We start from the raw sequence: 16,639 nt of genomic DNA on the forward strand, positions 1-16,639 counted from the left end.
CTCTGGTTCGCGCCTGATGCGCCAGCGCGTGCGCTCGGCATGGCTGTTCCTGGCGCCGATGCTTCTGGTGCTCGCCGCCGCTGCCGGCTGGCCGCTCGCGCGAACGGTCTATTTCAGCTTCACTGATGCCTCGCTGTCCGATCTCGACGCCCGCCAATGGGTTGACCTCGCCAATTATGTCTCGGTGCTGCGCATGCCGAGCGGCAGGATCATCTATGACGGGCTGCTTCTCGATCCGGTCTGGTGGGGCGCCGTGTGGAACACCGTGCGGTTCGCGGTGATTTCGGTGACCTGCGAGACGATCCTCGGCATGGTCGTCGCCCTGGTGCTCAACGCCGAATTCCCAGGGCGCGGCATCGTCAGGGCGGCGATCCTCATCCCCTGGGCGATCCCGACCATCGTCTCGGCGAAGATGTGGCAGTGGATGCTGAACGACCAGTTCGGCATCATCAATGTCGTGCTGATCAATCTCGGGCTGATCGACCACAAGATCGCCTGGACCGCCAGCGCCGACACGGCGATGGCCGCGGTGCTGATCGTCGACATCTGGAAGACGACGCCTTTCATGGCGCTGCTGATCCTGGCCGCGCTGCAGATGCTCCCGCGCGAGATCATCGAGGTCGCCAGGCTCGACGGCGCCAATCCATGGCAGATCTTCTGGCGCGTGACCTTGCCGCTGATCCGCCCGGCGGTGATGGTGGCGGTGATCTTCCGGGCGCTCGATGCGCTGCGCATCTTCGACCTGATCTATGTGCTGACGCCTAACAATGCGCATACCAAGTCGATGTCGGTGTTCGCCCGCGAGAACCTGTTCGAATTCGACAAGTTCGCCTATGGCTCGGCCGCCTCGACCCTGCTCTTCCTCATCCTCGCTTTGCTCACTATCCTCACCATCCGCATCGGCCGGATAAGCCTGGATGGAGGCCGCTGAGATGTGGCTCCTGAAGCGCGTGGCCTTCTATCTGCTGATCGGGGCAATCGTTCTCATCGCGGTGTTCCCGTTTTATTATGCCATCGTCACCAGCCTGAAATCGGGGACCGCGCTGTTCCAGGCCGATCTGTGGCCGAAGGCGCCCAGCCTCGGCAATTATCGCAATGTGCTGGCCGAAGGCGCCTTCGTGCACAACCTCCTCAATTCGCTGATCGTCTCGGGCGCGGTCGTGGCGCTCTCGCTGTTCCTTGGCGTCACCGCCGCCTACGCGCTGGCGCGTATCCGTTTTCGAGGCCGCTCGGCGTTGCTGTTCGCCATCCTGTCGGTCTCGATGTTCCCGCAGGTGGCGGTGCTGGCCGGGCTGTTCGAGCTGGTGCGGATGTTCGGCCTCTACAATTCGCTCTTCGCGCTGATCTTCTCCTACATGATCTTCACCCTGCCGTTCACCGTCTGGGTGCTCACCGCCTTCGTCCGCGACCTGCCGGTCGAGGTCGAGGAGGCGGCGATCCTCGATGGCGCGACGCCATGGATCATCATCACGCGCATCTTCCTGCCGCTGATGTGGCCGGCGCTGGCGACCACCGGGCTGCTGGCCTTCATCGGCGCGTGGAACGAGTTCCTGTTTGCCCTGACCTTCACCTCCAACGATGCGCGGCGGACCGTGCCGGTGGCGATCGCGCTGCTCTCCGGCAATTCGCAGTTCGAAATCCCCTGGGGCAACATCATGGCGGCCTCGGTGATCGTCACCGTGCCGCTGGTGGTGCTGGTGCTGATCTTCCAGCGCAAGATCGTCTCCGGCCTGACCGCCGGCGGAGTAAAGGGGTGAGGCAGTTGCGGGCGTGTAAAAATGTCGGACCCGGTTACGGCGAAACGTCCTTGGGTCGTAGAGCACCCTGCCGGGACGCCGGCGCGACGACTTGAAGGAGCCGATCATGATCACCTTTCCCAACGAATCCGCCAAATACCGCACCGCGCGCGAAAAGCTGCTGAAGAAGGAAATCGAGCTGCGCCGAGCCATGGAAGCCGTGGCCGAGGCGCGCCGGGCGCTGCCGCCGGGCGGGCTGGTGCCGCAGGACTATGTGTTCGATGGGCTGGATATGTCAGGCAAGACCGCGAAGATAAAACTCTCGGAGTTGTTCGCGCCCGGCAAGGACACGCTGATCCTCTACCAGATGATGTTCCCGCGCCATCCGCAGGAGACGCGCGACGTGGCAACCAGCGGCGGCACGGCGAAGCTCGCCCGGCCCGACCAGCCATGCCCGTCCTGCACCGCGCTGCTCGACCAGTTCGACGGCGCGGTCGGCCATCTCGAAGCCGCCGGCTTCAACTTCGCCGTCGTGGCCAAGACGGCGCTCGAAAATCTCGTCACGCTCGGCCGCGATCGCGGCTGGCGCAACATGCGGCTGGTGTCGTCGGCCAACAACAGCTTCAAGCGCGACTACAACGCCGAGGATGCCGACGGTGCGCAGATCCCGCTGCTGTCGGTGTTCCACCGCGACGGTGACGGCATCAGGCATTTCTGGTCGTCCGAACTCGGCTTCGCGCCTACGGAGCCCGGCCAGGACCCGCGCGCCATCGGCACCTGCGAGATACTGTGGAACCTGATGGATTTCACGCCGGAGGGCCGGCCGAACTGGAACGAGCAGCTGCAATATGGCGAGGCGTGCTGCCACTGAGGGGCCTGGCGCAACTTCGTCTCGCCTGCGGCGTTGGAACCCCGAGGGAACCATTCCGATCGGAGATCCCAGATGAAAATGTTCCTGACCATGGCCGCCGTCGCGCTGACCGCCGTCGCGCCCGTCGCGCTTGCCCAGACGAACGGCACCAGTTCGAACGCGGTCGCGCCCATGTTGCCCGACAGCAAGGTCGACACCCCGACCTTTGTCGGCGCCGTGCCCAGCGCCAATGAATTCGAGATCCAGTCGAGCCAGCTCGCCGAACAGAAATCCGCCTCGGCGGACGTCAAGGCCTTCGCCGGCCAGATGATCAAGGACCACACCAAGGCCGGCGAGGACTTCAAGCAGGCGCTGAGCAAGGGGCAGACCACCGCCTCGATCAAGCCCGCCGGCCCCGCGCTGCAGCCCAAGGACCAGCAGATGCTGGACCAGCTGAAAGCCGTCAGCGGCAAGGAATTCGACCAGAAATACGTCATGATGCAGACCGAGGCCCACAAGCAGGCGGTCGCCCTGTTCAGCACCTATGCGAAATCCGGCGACGACCCCGCGCTGAAGGAATTCGCCAAGAAGACGCTGCCGACGCTGAAGGAGCATGAGAAGCACGTGAAGGAGCTCGGCGCGGCGCATTAGGGGCTGGGCGAGCTGTTCGGTCAAGGGCAGGCCATCCTTCTGGCTGGTGGAGACCTCCTTCATTTCGTCATCCACGGGCGGAGCAAGGAGCGCAGCGACGCGGCGCAGACCCGAGGATCCATGCCGGGACTTCAAAGCGTCGCTACGGTTCGTAATTCTGTTCCGCTGCGTCCCCGATTGATGTAGCGGCATGGATCCTAGGGTCTCCGCGACGCCGCTCCGCGGCTGCTTCGCCCTAGGATGACGAAGTTGGAGTGTCAGGCGCTCTGCCCCTGGCAAACCCCCACCCCGCAAGAAGCCCCTGTGCCTCCACCCGTCATGCGCTAGATTGCGCACCGACCCCTCGGGAGCACCCCATGCCCAAGATCGACCTCGCATCCGTGCCCGTCCGCAAGGGCTCCGGCTATCCCGCACCCTTCGACGCCCCTTGCGCCGACCGCACCCGCCGCCGCCTTGGCGATGCCGGCGGGCTCACCGATTTCGGCGTCAACCTGATGACCTTGCCCCCAGGCGGCTGGTCGAGCCAACGCCACTGGCACAGCCACGAGGACGAACTCATCCATGTGCTGGAAGGCGAACTGGTGCTGGTCGAGGATGGCGCGGAGACGCTGCTCAAGGCCGGCGATAGTGCTGCCTTCGCCAAGAACAGCGGCAACGGCCACCACATGATCAACCGCTCGCCGGTTACCGCGCGCTACCTGGAAGTCGGCTCGCGCAATCCCGACGATGTCATCACCTGTTCGGACATCGACATGATGAGCCCGAGTTCGGACGGGCGGTTCCTGCACAAGGACGGCACGCCCTATCCGGGGCAGGGGTGAGGGCTGGACCATGCGTCGGCGCTGGCGTTCCGCCCGTGTCGGGATAAGCTGGCTATAACCGCAGGAGTCGGCGCAAGCCCCCTCATCCGGCCGCTTCGCGCCCACCTTCTCCCCTGCAGGGGAGAAGAGACTGGCGCTGGCGCTCGTAATCTCCTCTCCCCTCGGGGGTCCGAAGGACGGGCGAGACAAGCGGCTCGCCCGGAAGCCGAGCGAAGCGGAGGCTGGGTGAGGGGGCCTTGGCGCCAGCTTGGCCAACAAGGGAGCACCACCATGAAAAAAGAAATAATCGAAGTGCCCGTCATGTCGGACAAGGTGCGGGCGCTCGGCCTGCCCTGTTCGACGGCGGTGCGGGCCAATGGCTTCGTGTTCATCTCGGCGACGCCGCCGGTGGACATGATGACCGGCGAGATGGTGCGCGGCGACATCGAGGTCCAGACAGACGCGTCGCTGAAAGCGCTGAAACACTGCCTGGAAGCGGCCGCCACCTCGCTGGAAAACGTGGTGATGGTGCGCATCTACGCCGTCAACTCCGGCTTCTACAACGCCATCAACCGGGTCTATGCCCGGTATTTCAGCGTCAACCCGCCAGCCCGGAGTTTCGTGCCGGTGGCGTCTTGGCCGATGGAGTTTGACATTGAGATTGAGTGCGTGGCTGTGGCGTGAGGACTAAGATGCTACTAGGAACGCACATACCCGCACTTCGGTCTTCAAAATATTCAGCCTCCAGCAGAAAATGACGCCCAATTGAGGACCCAGTATCCAAGTCTCAGTGGCGTAGCCGATCGCGAATAGCCTCCGCCGCCTCGCGCCCCAGATTATTTCCCGCGTTTAGCTCGAAAATTAGATGATCCAATACAGTTACAACCTGCCGCTTGGCTCTATTTATTTCCCCCGTCATCCTAGGAAAATTGGACGTCGAGTTACGAAATCCCTCCAGGCTACCCAAGGTAGAAGAAATCGCAGTGTTCATGCCTTCGACAGACACAAGTGCATCTGCCATTTGAGCCTCGTATTTTTCGTTGTCCGCGAAGTCAATCGATACCTCTACTGATTTGATAAAGGCGTTTAGCCCCTTGTTTATGCTTTCCCTAAATAATGGAATTTCAACGCCGATCCTTTCTGCAAATTGATTCATGTCTAACGAAAAACGAGACATGATCTTCTTGGCCTCCTGTCTAGCAATCCTTGGGTCTGCTATACCAAATTGCCCCAATTTGGAAAATTCAGCGGCGTGAGGATTTACTTTCGTGGTTAATTCTTCGAGATTACTTCTAATTCTTTCCACTATCCCCGATATGGATTCAAATTGCTCTTCGAATATATCTGCGAGATCTATATATCCTAATTCATAATCTTCATTGATTTCTGTAATTATCTTATCTGTGTTCTCTGTCGGTTTTTTCTGTTTGTCTTGAGAGTTCCACGCTTGAACTTGTCTAGATAGGTGAAGTCGTAAAAATTTTTCAAAAGCCGATATGTCGGTGTACTGCCAGTACAATGTCCCCTCTGGACCAAGTTCGCGGCGAAAGTTTTGAATTTTTACTAGCTCATTTCCGTCAATATGGGACATGGAAATTGGAGGGCTGTCCCGAAAATAGAACATAGTTTTAACAGCACTCGAACTTTCTTTAGATCTTTTCCTCGCTCGCTCAAACTCTTCAATCGTTCCAGATCCATATCTTCCAGTTGGGGTTCCGAAACGATGCCACATGATTCCAATGAAGATGTCGTAGTCATCGGGAATCTCGCCATTAATCACATCCTGTGGGTCTTGGCCCATCCCAGGATATGCGTGTGTTTCCCAGCGTACTAGGTCAAGTCGTAGGCCAAGCTCGCGGCTCCACGTAATATTTAGCTCTCGAATAACTTCTTCTAGTTTATTTCGTTCTTCGTTAACGTCGCCGGGCGACGCTACGAATACGCTCAACACATGTTCTTGTCGTGCCAATTGCGAGCTCCTCGATTGTCGAATGACGAATCGCGACAGCATAGATCATTTACAGGTATTTTATGAGTGATTGCGGAAATTGGGTGCTAGCATCTGGTAGAGGCAGGCCAAATCAAGAATAGTTCCTCATCTTTGATGCTGGCGCCGCCCCTTATCTGCTCCCTCACGCAAAATACTCCTGCAGCGGCCTCACTTCCAAACTCCCGGCCTTCAGCGCCGCGATCGCCTCCGCCACGGCCGCCGCCCCCGACAGCGTCGTGTAATACGGCACCTTCTGCATCAGCGTTGCCCGGCGCAGCGATTTGGAGTCCGACACCGCCTTCTGACCATCAGTCGTGTTGAAGACGATCTGGACCTGGCGGTTGCGGATGGCGTCTTCGATGTGGGGGCGGCCCTCCAGGACCTTGTTGATCTTTTCCGCCACCACGCCGTTTTCGGCGAGGAAGCGCTGCGTGCCTGACGTCGCCAGCACCTTGAAGCCGAGGCCGGCGAGGCGCTTGACCGCCGGCAGGATGCCTTTCTTGTCCTCGTCGCGCACCGAGACGAACAGCGTGCCGGAGCGGGGCAGGTCGACGCCGGCGCCGAGCTGGCTCTTGGCGAAGGCCAGCGCGAAGTCGCGGTCGAGGCCCATGACCTCGCCCGTGGAGCGCATTTCCGGGCCGAGCAATATGTCGACGCCGGGGAAGCGGGCGAAGGGGAAGACGGCTTCCTTGACCGCGATGTGGCCGGGATTGCGCGGGTCGGGCATGGCGCCGTAATGGGAGAAGGCGTTTTCCAGCGTCTCGCCGGCCATGATGCGGGCGGCGATTTTCGCGATCGGGCGCCCGATGGTCTTGGCGACGAAGGGCACGGTGCGCGACGCGCGCGGGTTGACCTCCAGCACATAGACCGTCCCGTCCTTGATCGCGTATTGCACGTTCATCAGCCCGCCGACATTGAGCGCGCGGGCAAGGGCCGCCGTCTGGCGCTCCAACTCGTTGACGAGGTCCGACGGCAGCGAGTGCACCGGCAGCGAGCAGGCCGAGTCGCCCGAATGGATGCCGGCTTCCTCGATGTGCTCCAGAATGCCGGAGACGAAGGTCGCCTTGCCGTCGCAGAGGCAGTCGACATCGACCTCGATCGCGCCACTGAGATAGGTGTCGAACAGCAGCGGGTTCTTGCCCAGCAGCGTGTTGATCTGGCCGGTCTTGTCGTTGGGGTATTTCTGCTTGATGTCCTCCGGCACCAGGCCGGGCACGGTGTCGAGCAGATAATTCTGCAGCATGCCCTCGTCATGGATGATCTGCATGGCGCGGCCGCCGAGCACATAGGAGGGGCGCACCACCAGCGGGAAGCCGAGCTCGCCGGCGACGAGGCGGGCCTGCTCGACCGAATAGGCGATGCCGTTCTTCGGCTGGCTGAGGTTGAGCTTGTGCAGCAGCTTCTGGAAGCGGTCGCGGTCTTCGGCGAGATCGATCATGTCGGGCGAGGTGCCGAGGATCGGTATTCCGGCCTTCTCCAGCGCGTCCGCCAGCTTCAGCGGCGTCTGGCCGCCGAACTGGACGATGACGCCGACCAGCTCGCCCGAGGCCTGCTCGGCGCGCAGGATCTCCAGCACGTCCTCCGCCGTAAGCGGCTCGAAATAGAGCCGGTCCGACGTGTCGTAGTCGGTCGACACGGTCTCGGGATTGCAGTTGATCATGATCGCTTCATAGCCGGCATCGCGCAGCGCGAACGCCGCGTGGCAGCAGCAATAGTCGAACTCGATGCCCTGGCCGATGCGGTTCGGCCCGCCGCCGAGGATGACGACCTTTTTCCGCGCCGACACCTGCGCCTCGTTGGCGAGCGTACCGGCGAAGGGCACTTCATAGGTCGAATACATGTAGGCGGTGGGCGAGGCGAACTCGGCGGCGCAGGTATCGATGCGCTTATAAACTGGATGAACGTCGAGCTTTTCACGAATCTTCTGAACGACTTCGGCGTCGGTCTTCGTCAGCGACGCGAGGCGGGCGTCGGAGAAGCCCATGGCCTTGAGCATGCGCAGGTTGACCGCGTCCTGAGGGATGCCGTGCTCGCGGATGCGGGCTTCCATGGCGAGGATGCCGGCGATCTGTTCGAGGAACCATGGGTCGATCTTGCACATGGCGTGCACGTCTTCGAGCGACGTGCCCATGCGGATTGCTTGCGCCACCATGCGCAGCCGGTCCGGCGTCGGGGTGCCCAAGGCGGCGCGGATGGCGTTGCGGTCGTCCGGGTTGTTACCTAGGGCATGGCCAAGGCCGGGAATCTCGATCTCGTCGAGGCCGGTGAGGCCGGTCTCCAGACCGCGCAGTGCCTTCTGCAGCGATTCCTGAAAAGTGCGGCCGATGGCCATGACTTCGCCGACCGACTTCATGGCGGTGGTCAGCACCGGCTCGGCGCCGGGGAATTTCTCGAAGGCAAAGCGCGGGATTTTTGTGACGACATAATCGATGCTCGGCTCGAACGATGCCGGCGTGGCGCCGCCGGTGATGTCGTTCTCCAGCTCGTCCAGCGTGTAGCCGACGGCGAGCTTGGCGGCGATCTTGGCGATCGGGAAGCCGGTCGCCTTGGAGGCGAGCGCGGATGAGCGCGAGACGCGCGGGTTCATCTCGATGACGACGAGGCGGCCATCGGCGGGGTTGACGGCGAACTGCACGTTGGAGCCGCCGGTCTCGACGCCGATCTCGCGCAGCACCGCGATCGAGGCGTTGCGCATCATCTGGTATTCCTTGTCAGTCAAGGTCAGCGCAGGGGCGACGGTGATGCTATCGCCCGTGTGCACGCCCATCGGGTCGATGTTCTCGATCGAGCAGACGATGATGCAGTTGTCCGCCTTGTCGCGGACGACCTCCATCTCATACTCCTTCCAGCCGAGCACGCTTTCCTCGATCAGCACTTCGGTGGTCGGCGAGGCGTCGAGGCCGGACTGGACGATGTCGTAGAATTCGGCCCTGTTGTAGGCGATGCCGCCGCCGGTGCCGCCCATGGTGAAGGAGGGGCGAATGATGGCGGGCAGGCCGACATGGTCGAGCGCTTGTGCCGCGATCGCCATGCCATGGCTGATGTAGCGCTGCTTGCGGTCGCCTTCGCCGAGGTTCCAGCGGGTTTCCAGCGCGTCGAGTTCGGCGTCGAGATTGTCCGGCTTCTCGGCCTTCAGCGCGGCGCGCTCGGCCTCATGCGTCTTGCGGTCGGCGTTCTTGACGTCGGTGGCGTTGGCCAGCATCGACTTCGGTGTTTCCAACCCGATCGTCTTCATCGCCTCGCGAAACAGCGCGCGGTCCTCGGCCTTGTCAATGGCATGCGCGTCGGCGCCGATCATCTCGACATTGTAACGCTCGAGCACGCCCATGCGGCGCAGCGACAGGGCGGTGTTGAGCGCGGTCTGGCCGCCCATGGTCGGCAGCAGCGCGTCGGGCCGCTCCTTGGCGATGATCTTGGCGACGACTTCGGGCGTGATCGGTTCGATATAGGTGGCATCGGCCAGTTCCGGGTCGGTCATGATGGTGGCCGGGTTGGAATTGACCAGGATGACGCGAAAACCCTCTTCCTTCAGCGCCTTGCAGGCCTGGGTGCCGGAATAGTCGAACTCGCAGGCCTGGCCAATGACGATGGGGCCGGCCCCGATGATCAGGATCGACTTGATGTCGGTGCGTCTTGGCATGTCTGTGAATTCCGTTCGGCAGCGGGCTTGCACAAAAAACCGGGACGGGAAGACCCGGCCGGTTGTGCTCGCGATTCTGGTATCAGGCTAGGAGGGCCTTATAGGGAAGAGTTTTGCCCGATGTAACCCCGAAAGTGAAGGGTTCACAGCGCCAAGCAAACAAGCGCCTCATTCCCTCGCGCAAGCGTCCTAATCCCCCAGCACCACCGTATCCGTGATCTCAAACCGCTCCGCCACGCCGATGCGGATCATGTTGAGGTTGCCTTCCCTGGTGAAGCGGAAGTTGCTGCCGGCGTCGGAGCTTGCCGGCAGGCCGGCATCGAAGGAGATGACGCGGCTGCCGCCATCGGGCCAGGTCACGGTCACGTCGGCCTTATCCGTGCCCTTGCGCGTCACGCTCGCCGCGCAGGGCGCCATGGGCTGTCCAACGTAGCGGGCGCAGGGAATTTGCAGGGTTCCATTCGCCGCCAGCGCCAGGCCATAGGCATCCTGCATGGCGATCTCCGCCGCGGATTTTGGCATGGGTTCGGGACTGGCCGGCTGGCTCGCGCTACCCAGCCGGGCGGTCAGGTCGGGTGCATCGGGCGTCGCGTCGGCTTCGGCGGCCATGGCGTCCGCCGCCTGGTCGGGCACCGTCGCCGGATTGAGGGGCACGAGATAGCGGGCGGGGGCCCATCCGGTGGCTTTGGGGTTGTCGGATTCGACCTTGCACCAGGGATGGCCGTCAATGTCGTTGCAGCCGAGGTTTCTCACACTCGCACCGGCAGGCAGACGGGCCTCGGTCTTGCCGATCGCCGACGGTTTGGCGCGGATATTGAGCAGGTCGTCGGGGGCGAGCCCGGTGACGACGGAGATGAACGGCGCCTCTTCGGCATGCGCCGGGACCACAGACGGCCACGCCGCCATCAGCAGCGGAGCGGCAATCAGCGCATGCAAACTTTTTCGGAGCGTAACTGTGCGCCTCATCATTTGGCCGTGCGCCGTACTCAAATCACCATGCCGCGGCGGTCTCGCCGCATGTCCGGCCGGTTTTATAAGGGACGGCGCGCCGGCATGTAAGCCGGAAAATTCACGCTAACCACGACGGCAAACCACGGTGCTGGGTGGTGCAAGTTTACGGATCACAGTCGCGCCGCTTCCGGCATGAAGCCGGTGCGCAGCCCGTGCGCCCATTCCGGGCGTCCCGCCTGTTCGGCCTGCCGTGCCGCCGCCTCGTGGTCGTAGTCCACCGCGATCATCTCGAAGCGGTCCTGCTGACCGGCGCCGCCCAAGGTGACGATGCCATAGCGCGCATGCGGCGAGCCCTGTTCGGAGACATGCGCCGGCGGCGTGTCGTCGTCATAGGCGGGGCAGCCGATGCTGCCCGGGTTGAAGATGACGGGACCATCGGGAATGCGGATCAACTCGGCCCGGTGGCTGTGGCCGCAGAGCGCGATGCGGCAGGCCGGGCCGAGCCCCTTCAGCCGGCACCGGATCGTGGCCAGCGGCGCGCGCACCAACTGGCCATCGACGATCGCGTCGAGCAGGTATTTCTCGTCGTGATCGGGGCGGGCATGGAAGGCGATGACGCCAGGTGCGATCTCAAGGATCAACGGCTGGGCGAACAGTGCATCGCGCTGCGCTGGCGTCAATCGCTGCTGCGCATAGACGTCGGACGCCCACATGGTCTCGTCGGCCGGATCGGCGGCGACGCGGCGGTCATGGTTGCCACGCACCGTCGGCAGCTTGAGCGCTTCCAGCCGTTCCATCGTTTCGCGCGGCCAGAGCGGACCCGAAACGCTGTCGCCGAGATTGACGGTGAGGTCAGCGCCGCCGCGATGCCTGAGATCGTCGAGCACGGCCTCGAGGGCGAGAACGTTGCCGTGGATGTCGGCGAGAACGGCGATGCGCATGAGGAGCTTCCGTGGATGGGCGGCAGGACTTGGTTCCCTCACCCGCTTCGCGAGGGAAAGGAAAAGCTTCAGGCCGGCACTTCCAAATCATGACCGCCAACCGCCGGCAGGGCGGCGTCGTCGGCGGCCGCCGCGATGACGCTGTCGAGCAGGCCGGGGAAACGGGCGTCGAGGTCGGCGCGGCGGAGCGTGATCATGCGGTTTGTGCCGACCACTTCGGTGCGGGTGACTCCAGCCTCGCGCAGTTTGGCGAGGTGGTAGCTGAGGTTGGTCTTGGAGGCGAGGTCGAGAAAGCGGCTGCAGTTCAGCGGCACGCCTTCCTTGCTGGCGAGATAACGCACGATGGCGAGCCGCGTCGGGTCGCCGAGCACGCCGAGCACGATGGGCAGGCTGATCTGGTCCGCATTGGGGTGTGGCAAGCTCATGGCTGGAACCTAAGCGCAGTTCGGGCCGATTTCAACGCGTCGATCCTGCTCAGCCCATACACACGGTTTCTCCACTTCATGACCGTCCTGACACAGTGCTGTCAGCATGGTTCTGCTATTTTGCCGTGGCTCATTGACATGATGCCCTTTTATGTCCAATTGTTCAATAACTTTTGAACTAAGGACGCTTTCCCATGGACAAGAGAATCTTCTGGCTTGCGCTTGGATCGTTTGCGATCTCGACCGAAGGCTTCGTCATCTCCAGCCTCCTGCCCGATATCGCCAGGGATGCCGGCATCTCGGTGCCGCTCGCCGGTTCGCTGATCACCGCCTTCGCGCTCGCCTATGCCGTGGGCACACCGATCCTGGCGACGCTGACCGGCGAATGGGACCGGCGCCGCGTCATCTTGTGGACGCTGGTGTTCTTCGTCGTCGGCAATGTCGTCGCCGCCTTGAGTTCCTCCTTCGAAGTGCTGCTCGCCGCACGCATCATCATGGCGCTGTCGTCGGGTCTGTTCGCGGCGACCGCGCAAGGCACGGCGGTAGCGCTGGTCGATGATCATCACCGGGCCCGCGCCATTGCCGTCGTCGTCGGCGGCACCACGGTTGCGGTCGCTGTCGGTGCGCCGCTTGGCGCGCTGGTCGCGGCCATCGCCGGCTGGCGCGGCACTTTCTATGCCATTGCCGGCCTTGGCGCGCTCGCCGGCGCCATACTGTGGTACCGGCTGCCGCGCGGCATCATCGGCACCAGGCTGCCGCTGAAGCGCCGGCTGGCGGCGGCCATGCGTCCCGGCGTGATGCCGATCCTGGTGACGACGGTGCTTGCCCTCGTTGGTGCCTTCACCGTGTTCAGCTTCATCGCGCCGCTGGCCATTGAAGGCGCCGGGCTGTCGCCGATCGCGCTGCCGGGCATGCTGCTCGCCTTTGGTGTCGGCGCCGTCATCGGCAATATTGCCGGGGGCCAGGCAGCCGATCGTTTCGGCGCGACGCGCACTGTCGGTTGGTCACTGGCGCTGAGCGCGGCCATGCTCGTCACCTTCTCGCTGATCCCGACCTTCCTGCCGCATCACCTCGCCGGACCGGCGCTGATGGGCATGATGGTGCCGTGGGGCATCGTCGGCTGGGCCTTCCCGCCGGCGCAGGCGAGCCGCATCATCAAGCTCGCACCCGACGCGGCCCCGATCGTGCTGTCGCTCAATGCCTCGGCGCTTTATCTCGGCGTGGCGCTTGGCGCGGTGGTCGGCGGCGCGGTGCTGCGCTACGGCGCGCCGGCCGATCTCGGCCTGATCGCGGCGGTCTTCCCGATCATCGGGCTCGGCATCGTTCTGGCCGGGCGGATGTTTGCCCGGTCCGTCGCCATGCCCGCGGAATAAGACCGGCTCCGGGGCTTGAATCCTTGTTTTTTCGCGGCCGCTTCTTCACCTGGAAGGAGTGGCCGCGGGCAGTTCCAACTTCAACGCAGCCACTTCGTCGAGTGTGGCCCGCAGTTTCGCGGCCTGCTCCGCGCCGATCATGGCTTCGAATTGCCGTTGGGCGACGCTCCATAGCTTGATCCCCTCGTCGAGCTTGGCATGGCCTGATGGCGTCAGCCGTACGCGCTTGACGCGGCGATCGTCCTTGTCGGGGAAAGTTTCGACATAGCCGTCGCGGACCAGGGGCTTCAGCGTGTGGCCGAGCGCCGAAAGGTCCATGATCAGCGCCTCGGCAATGGCGCCCATCGCCGGCTCGCTGCCGACACTGATCTGGAAGAGCAGGCTGAACTGCGTGCCCTTCAGTCCGGAAGGCGCCAGCGCGTCGTCATAGAACCGGCCGAGCCTGCGCGCGGTGCGCCGCAACGTGGCATTGTTGCAGCGGCTAAATCCGGGCTGCTGAACTTCGGTCATGTCAACTCCTCGCCGGCGAAGAATGCGCCAGCCTGCCGCGGAAAATAGTTTCGGTCGCTGCTGTTGACAAGATACTGGCATATACCTATTTCGCTAAAAGCGGCATATGCCACTAATTGCAATTCCAAAAGAGGCCTGGCTTCCACATCGAAGCCGAATGACAGCGAAGAAAAGGAACGTGACAATGAGCAAGAATGACAACAAGGGCACGGCGGTCGTCACCGGCGCTTCATCGGGTATCGGCGCAGTCTATGCGGACCGGCTGGCGGGGCAGGGCTATGACCTTGTGCTGGTGGCGCGCCGTGCCGACCGGCTGCAGGAGCTCGCTGAGAAGCTGCGCCATGCCTACAGCCGCAACGTCAGCGTGATCGCAGCGGACCTGTCCGACGACGACGATGTGCGCCGTGTCGAGCAGGCGATATCGGCCGACGAAACCGTGACGCTGCTGGTCAACAATGCCGGCCTTGGCGGCCAGGCGGTGGTGGCAATCGCCGATGCCGACGCCGCCGAGCGCATGATCAAGGTCAACGTCGTGGCGCTGACCCGGCTGACGCGCGCCGTGCTGCCCGGGCTTTTGGCGCGCAACCGTGGCGCCATCGTCAATATCGCCTCGGTGCTGGCCTTCGACACCTCGTTCGGCGGTATCTACAGCGGCACCAAGGCCTATGTCGTCAACTTCACTGAAGCTCTGCAGCGTGAAGTCGCTGATACCGAGGTAAGGGTGCAGGTGGTGCTGCCGGGCGCGACCCGGACCGATTTCTGGGAGCTTTCCGGCAGCGATATCGATACCCTTCCGAAGGAGATCATCATGACCGCCGACGATATGGTCGATGCCGCCCTTGTCGGCCTGGCGCGGGGCGAAGCCGTCACCGTGCCGGCGCTTGCCGATACGGGAAAGCTGGACACGTTCCTCGGCGCCCGGCAGGCCTTCTACGGCAGCCTGCACGCCGACAAGCCGGCGGCTCGCTACGCCGCTTGAGGCTGGACGGGAAGGCTGGCGCCGACTTTGCAAGACTTAGGTTCCTCGCCCCCGCAACGCGGGGGAGAGGAAATGGGTATGCGCCTTACGCCGACCGCCACATCGGGATGATCGAGGCGGCGAGCACCAGCGCCAGCACGATGTTGAGCGCGCGCCATTGCCACTCGGTCTTGAGCAGCCGTGCCAGCACCATGCCGGCCATGCACCAGACGGACAGCGAGATGGCGGCGGTGAGGCCGAAGGTCGAGCCGAGCAGCAGCGCCAGTTGGCCCGGCCCGTCGGCAAGCGCGGCGAAGGAGGCAGCCGCGCCCAGCCCCATCGCCCAGCCCTTCGGGTTCATCCACTGGATGCCGGCGCCGCCCAGGAAACTGTTGGGCCTGGCCATGGCCACCTCGAGATTGGGCGGCCCGGCGCGGCCGATCTTGATTGCCAGCCAGACGAGGTAGAGCGAGCCGGCGATCTTCATGGCAAGCTGCAGCGACGGCATGGCAAGCAGCAGGCCGGCAAGCCCGGCGGCCGCCGCACCCGTCACGGTCGCGAGGCCGGCAGCACTGCCGATCATCAACGGGACCGAGCGGCGAAAGCCGAACTGCGCGCCTGAAGCGGTCGACAGGGTGGTCGCGATGCCTGGTGTGGCAGTGGCCACGAAGGCAAACAGGATCAGCGGCAAGATAGGCTGGAGCATGGGGACGTCCTTTGTCGGAAGCCCCATGGTAGACGCCGGCTTGCATCAGTAAATGCAATGTTTGCGATGATCAGCATTAGCCTCTATAATGCTGGAATGATCCGCAATCTCGATACCAGCCTCGTGCGCACCTTCGTCACCGTCGCCGATAAGGCCAGCATGACGGCGGCGGCCAACGCGCTGCACCTGACGCAGGGCGCCGTCAGCCAGCAGGTCAAGCGGCTGGAAGAAACGCTCGGCTGCAGCCTTTTCGAACGCGACCGGCGCGGTCTGCGCCTGACCCATTCCGGTGAGCGGCTGTTCGATAAGGCAAGGCGCCTGCTCAGCCTCAATGACGAGATCTGGACCGACATGATGGGGAGCGCGGTGGCCGGCCAGGTGCGGATCGGCGTGCCCTACGATCTTGTCGGCACCTTGCTGGCGCCGGTGCTGAAGACCTATGCCGAGGCCTATCCGCAGGTCGAGATATCGCTGGTCTGCGCCTCCTCGCCGGAACTGGCGGCAGCACTTGCTGCGGGAACCATCGACCTCGCGGTGATCGAGGAGCGGGTCGGTCCGACGTCAGGCGAATGCCTGGCCATCGACCGGCTGGTCTGGGTCGGGGCAAGGGGCGGGGCGGCCCGCGCCAAGCGGCCGCTGCCGGTCTCGATCGTCGCCGACACCTGCGCCTTCCGGCCGGTGGTGCTGTCGGCACTCAACGAGCATGGGCTGGAATGGCGCAGCGTGTTCGAGAACGGCAACATCGACGCGACCACGGCGACGGTTCGCTCGGACCTCGCCGTCACCACATGGCTGGCTTCCACCGTGCCTCCGGATCTCGACATATTGCCGTTCGACGCCGGCCTGCCGCCGCTGCCGAATTTTGCCATCAACCTGCATCTGCCGAGGCATGGCGTCGGGCCGTCGGCGCAGGAGTTCGCACGGCATATCCGTGGGGGGCTGGGGCGGCGATTGCAGGCGGCATGAGGAGTCGCGTCTAGCTGGTCACCCCTCAACCGTCTCGGCGCTACGCGCCGATCCACCTTCTCCCACAAGGGGCCCGTTGCGCAATATTGCGGGAGGCTTGTTGTGAGGATTGAGGGCGGCCATTTTCGTTGCTTTGGAGGCT

General features: G+C 63.5%; 16 protein-coding genes. 9 read left to right on the forward strand and 7 right to left on the reverse strand.

The window, feature by feature from the left end; translation table 11 throughout:
- Window positions 1–16: 16 nt before the first annotated feature.
- The 6 genes from FJ492_RS21135 to FJ492_RS21160 all read left to right on the forward strand — a co-directional run bounded on the left by FJ492_RS21135 (window position 17) and on the right by FJ492_RS21160 (window position 4,721).
- Entirely contained in the window at window positions 17–931 is a 915-nt protein-coding gene (locus tag FJ492_RS21135; protein WP_140772096.1) for a sugar ABC transporter permease, read from the forward strand.
- 1 nt (window position 932) lies between these two features.
- The gene (locus FJ492_RS21140) at window positions 933–1,757 is read left to right on the forward strand and encodes a carbohydrate ABC transporter permease (protein ID WP_140772062.1); all 825 of its coding nucleotides are present in this window, start codon (window positions 933–935) and stop codon (window positions 1,755–1,757) included.
- Between the two features lie 106 nt (window positions 1,758–1,863).
- The gene (locus FJ492_RS21145) at window positions 1,864–2,607 is read left to right on the forward strand and encodes a DUF899 family protein (RefSeq protein ID WP_140505079.1); all 744 of its coding nucleotides are present in this window, start codon (window positions 1,864–1,866) and stop codon (window positions 2,605–2,607) included.
- A gap of 72 nt (window positions 2,608–2,679) precedes the next feature.
- On the forward strand, window positions 2,680–3,237 hold the full coding sequence (locus tag FJ492_RS21150) for a DUF4142 domain-containing protein (RefSeq protein ID WP_140772064.1): 558 nt from the start codon (window positions 2,680–2,682) through the stop codon (window positions 3,235–3,237).
- 356 nt (window positions 3,238–3,593) lie between these two features.
- The gene (locus FJ492_RS21155) at window positions 3,594–4,058 is read left to right on the forward strand and encodes a cupin domain-containing protein (protein WP_140772066.1); all 465 of its coding nucleotides are present in this window, start codon (window positions 3,594–3,596) and stop codon (window positions 4,056–4,058) included.
- A 270-nt stretch (window positions 4,059–4,328) separates the two neighbouring features.
- The gene (locus tag FJ492_RS21160) at window positions 4,329–4,721 is read left to right on the forward strand and encodes a RidA family protein (protein ID WP_140772069.1); all 393 of its coding nucleotides are present in this window, start codon (window positions 4,329–4,331) and stop codon (window positions 4,719–4,721) included.
- Window positions 4,722–4,824: 103 nt separating this feature from the next.
- On the opposite strand, the gene FJ492_RS21165 is transcribed toward FJ492_RS21160, so the two are convergent.
- The 5 genes from FJ492_RS21165 to FJ492_RS21185 all read right to left on the reverse strand — a co-directional run bounded on the left by FJ492_RS21165 (window position 4,825) and on the right by FJ492_RS21185 (window position 11,984).
- Window positions 4,825–6,006, reverse strand: a complete 1,182-nt coding sequence (locus tag FJ492_RS21165) for a DUF4062 domain-containing protein (RefSeq protein ID WP_181166712.1) — start codon at window positions 6,004–6,006, stop codon at window positions 4,825–4,827.
- 163 nt (window positions 6,007–6,169) lie between these two features.
- Window positions 6,170–9,667, reverse strand: coding sequence for a carbamoyl-phosphate synthase large subunit (gene carB, locus FJ492_RS21170; protein ID WP_140772074.1), 3,498 nt, complete (start codon window positions 9,665–9,667; stop codon window positions 6,170–6,172).
- Window positions 9,668–9,856: 189 nt separating this feature from the next.
- The gene (locus tag FJ492_RS21175; protein WP_140772098.1) at window positions 9,857–10,636 is read right to left on the reverse strand and encodes an SH3 domain-containing protein; all 780 of its coding nucleotides are present in this window, start codon (window positions 10,634–10,636) and stop codon (window positions 9,857–9,859) included.
- Between the two features lie 152 nt (window positions 10,637–10,788).
- A complete protein-coding gene (locus FJ492_RS21180) occupies window positions 10,789–11,559 on the reverse strand; it encodes a metallophosphoesterase family protein (RefSeq protein WP_140772076.1) in 771 nt (256 codons plus the stop codon).
- 68 nt (window positions 11,560–11,627) lie between these two features.
- The gene (locus tag FJ492_RS21185; RefSeq protein ID WP_140717205.1) at window positions 11,628–11,984 is read right to left on the reverse strand and encodes a helix-turn-helix transcriptional regulator; all 357 of its coding nucleotides are present in this window, start codon (window positions 11,982–11,984) and stop codon (window positions 11,628–11,630) included.
- Between the two features lie 194 nt (window positions 11,985–12,178).
- Between FJ492_RS21185 and FJ492_RS21190 the strand changes: the two genes are divergently transcribed.
- Window positions 12,179–13,357, forward strand: a complete 1,179-nt coding sequence (locus tag FJ492_RS21190; RefSeq protein WP_140772079.1) for an MFS transporter — start codon at window positions 12,179–12,181, stop codon at window positions 13,355–13,357.
- 45 nt (window positions 13,358–13,402) lie between these two features.
- On the opposite strand, the gene FJ492_RS21195 is transcribed toward FJ492_RS21190, so the two are convergent.
- Window positions 13,403–13,867, reverse strand: coding sequence for a MarR family winged helix-turn-helix transcriptional regulator (locus tag FJ492_RS21195; RefSeq protein ID WP_140772081.1), 465 nt, complete (start codon window positions 13,865–13,867; stop codon window positions 13,403–13,405).
- Window positions 13,868–14,051: 184 nt separating this feature from the next.
- On the opposite strand from FJ492_RS21195, the gene FJ492_RS21200 reads away from it, so the two are divergent.
- Window positions 14,052–14,846: an SDR family oxidoreductase gene (locus FJ492_RS21200; protein ID WP_140772084.1), complete on the forward strand. Its 795-nt coding sequence runs from the start codon at window positions 14,052–14,054 to the stop codon at window positions 14,844–14,846.
- Window positions 14,847–14,931: 85 nt separating this feature from the next.
- Here FJ492_RS21200 and FJ492_RS21205 read toward each other — a convergent pair whose 3' ends face one another.
- On the reverse strand, window positions 14,932–15,531 hold the full coding sequence (locus tag FJ492_RS21205) for a LysE family translocator (RefSeq protein WP_140772086.1): 600 nt from the start codon (window positions 15,529–15,531) through the stop codon (window positions 14,932–14,934).
- Window positions 15,532–15,588: 57 nt separating this feature from the next.
- On the opposite strand from FJ492_RS21205, the gene FJ492_RS21210 reads away from it, so the two are divergent.
- A complete protein-coding gene (locus FJ492_RS21210; RefSeq protein ID WP_181166713.1) occupies window positions 15,589–16,497 on the forward strand; it encodes a LysR substrate-binding domain-containing protein in 909 nt (302 codons plus the stop codon).
- The last annotated feature ends 142 nt before the right edge of the window (window positions 16,498–16,639 follow it).

Source organism: Mesorhizobium sp. B2-5-4 (assembly GCF_006441095.1).
Classification (GTDB): domain Bacteria; phylum Pseudomonadota; class Alphaproteobacteria; order Rhizobiales; family Rhizobiaceae; genus Mesorhizobium; species Mesorhizobium salmacidum.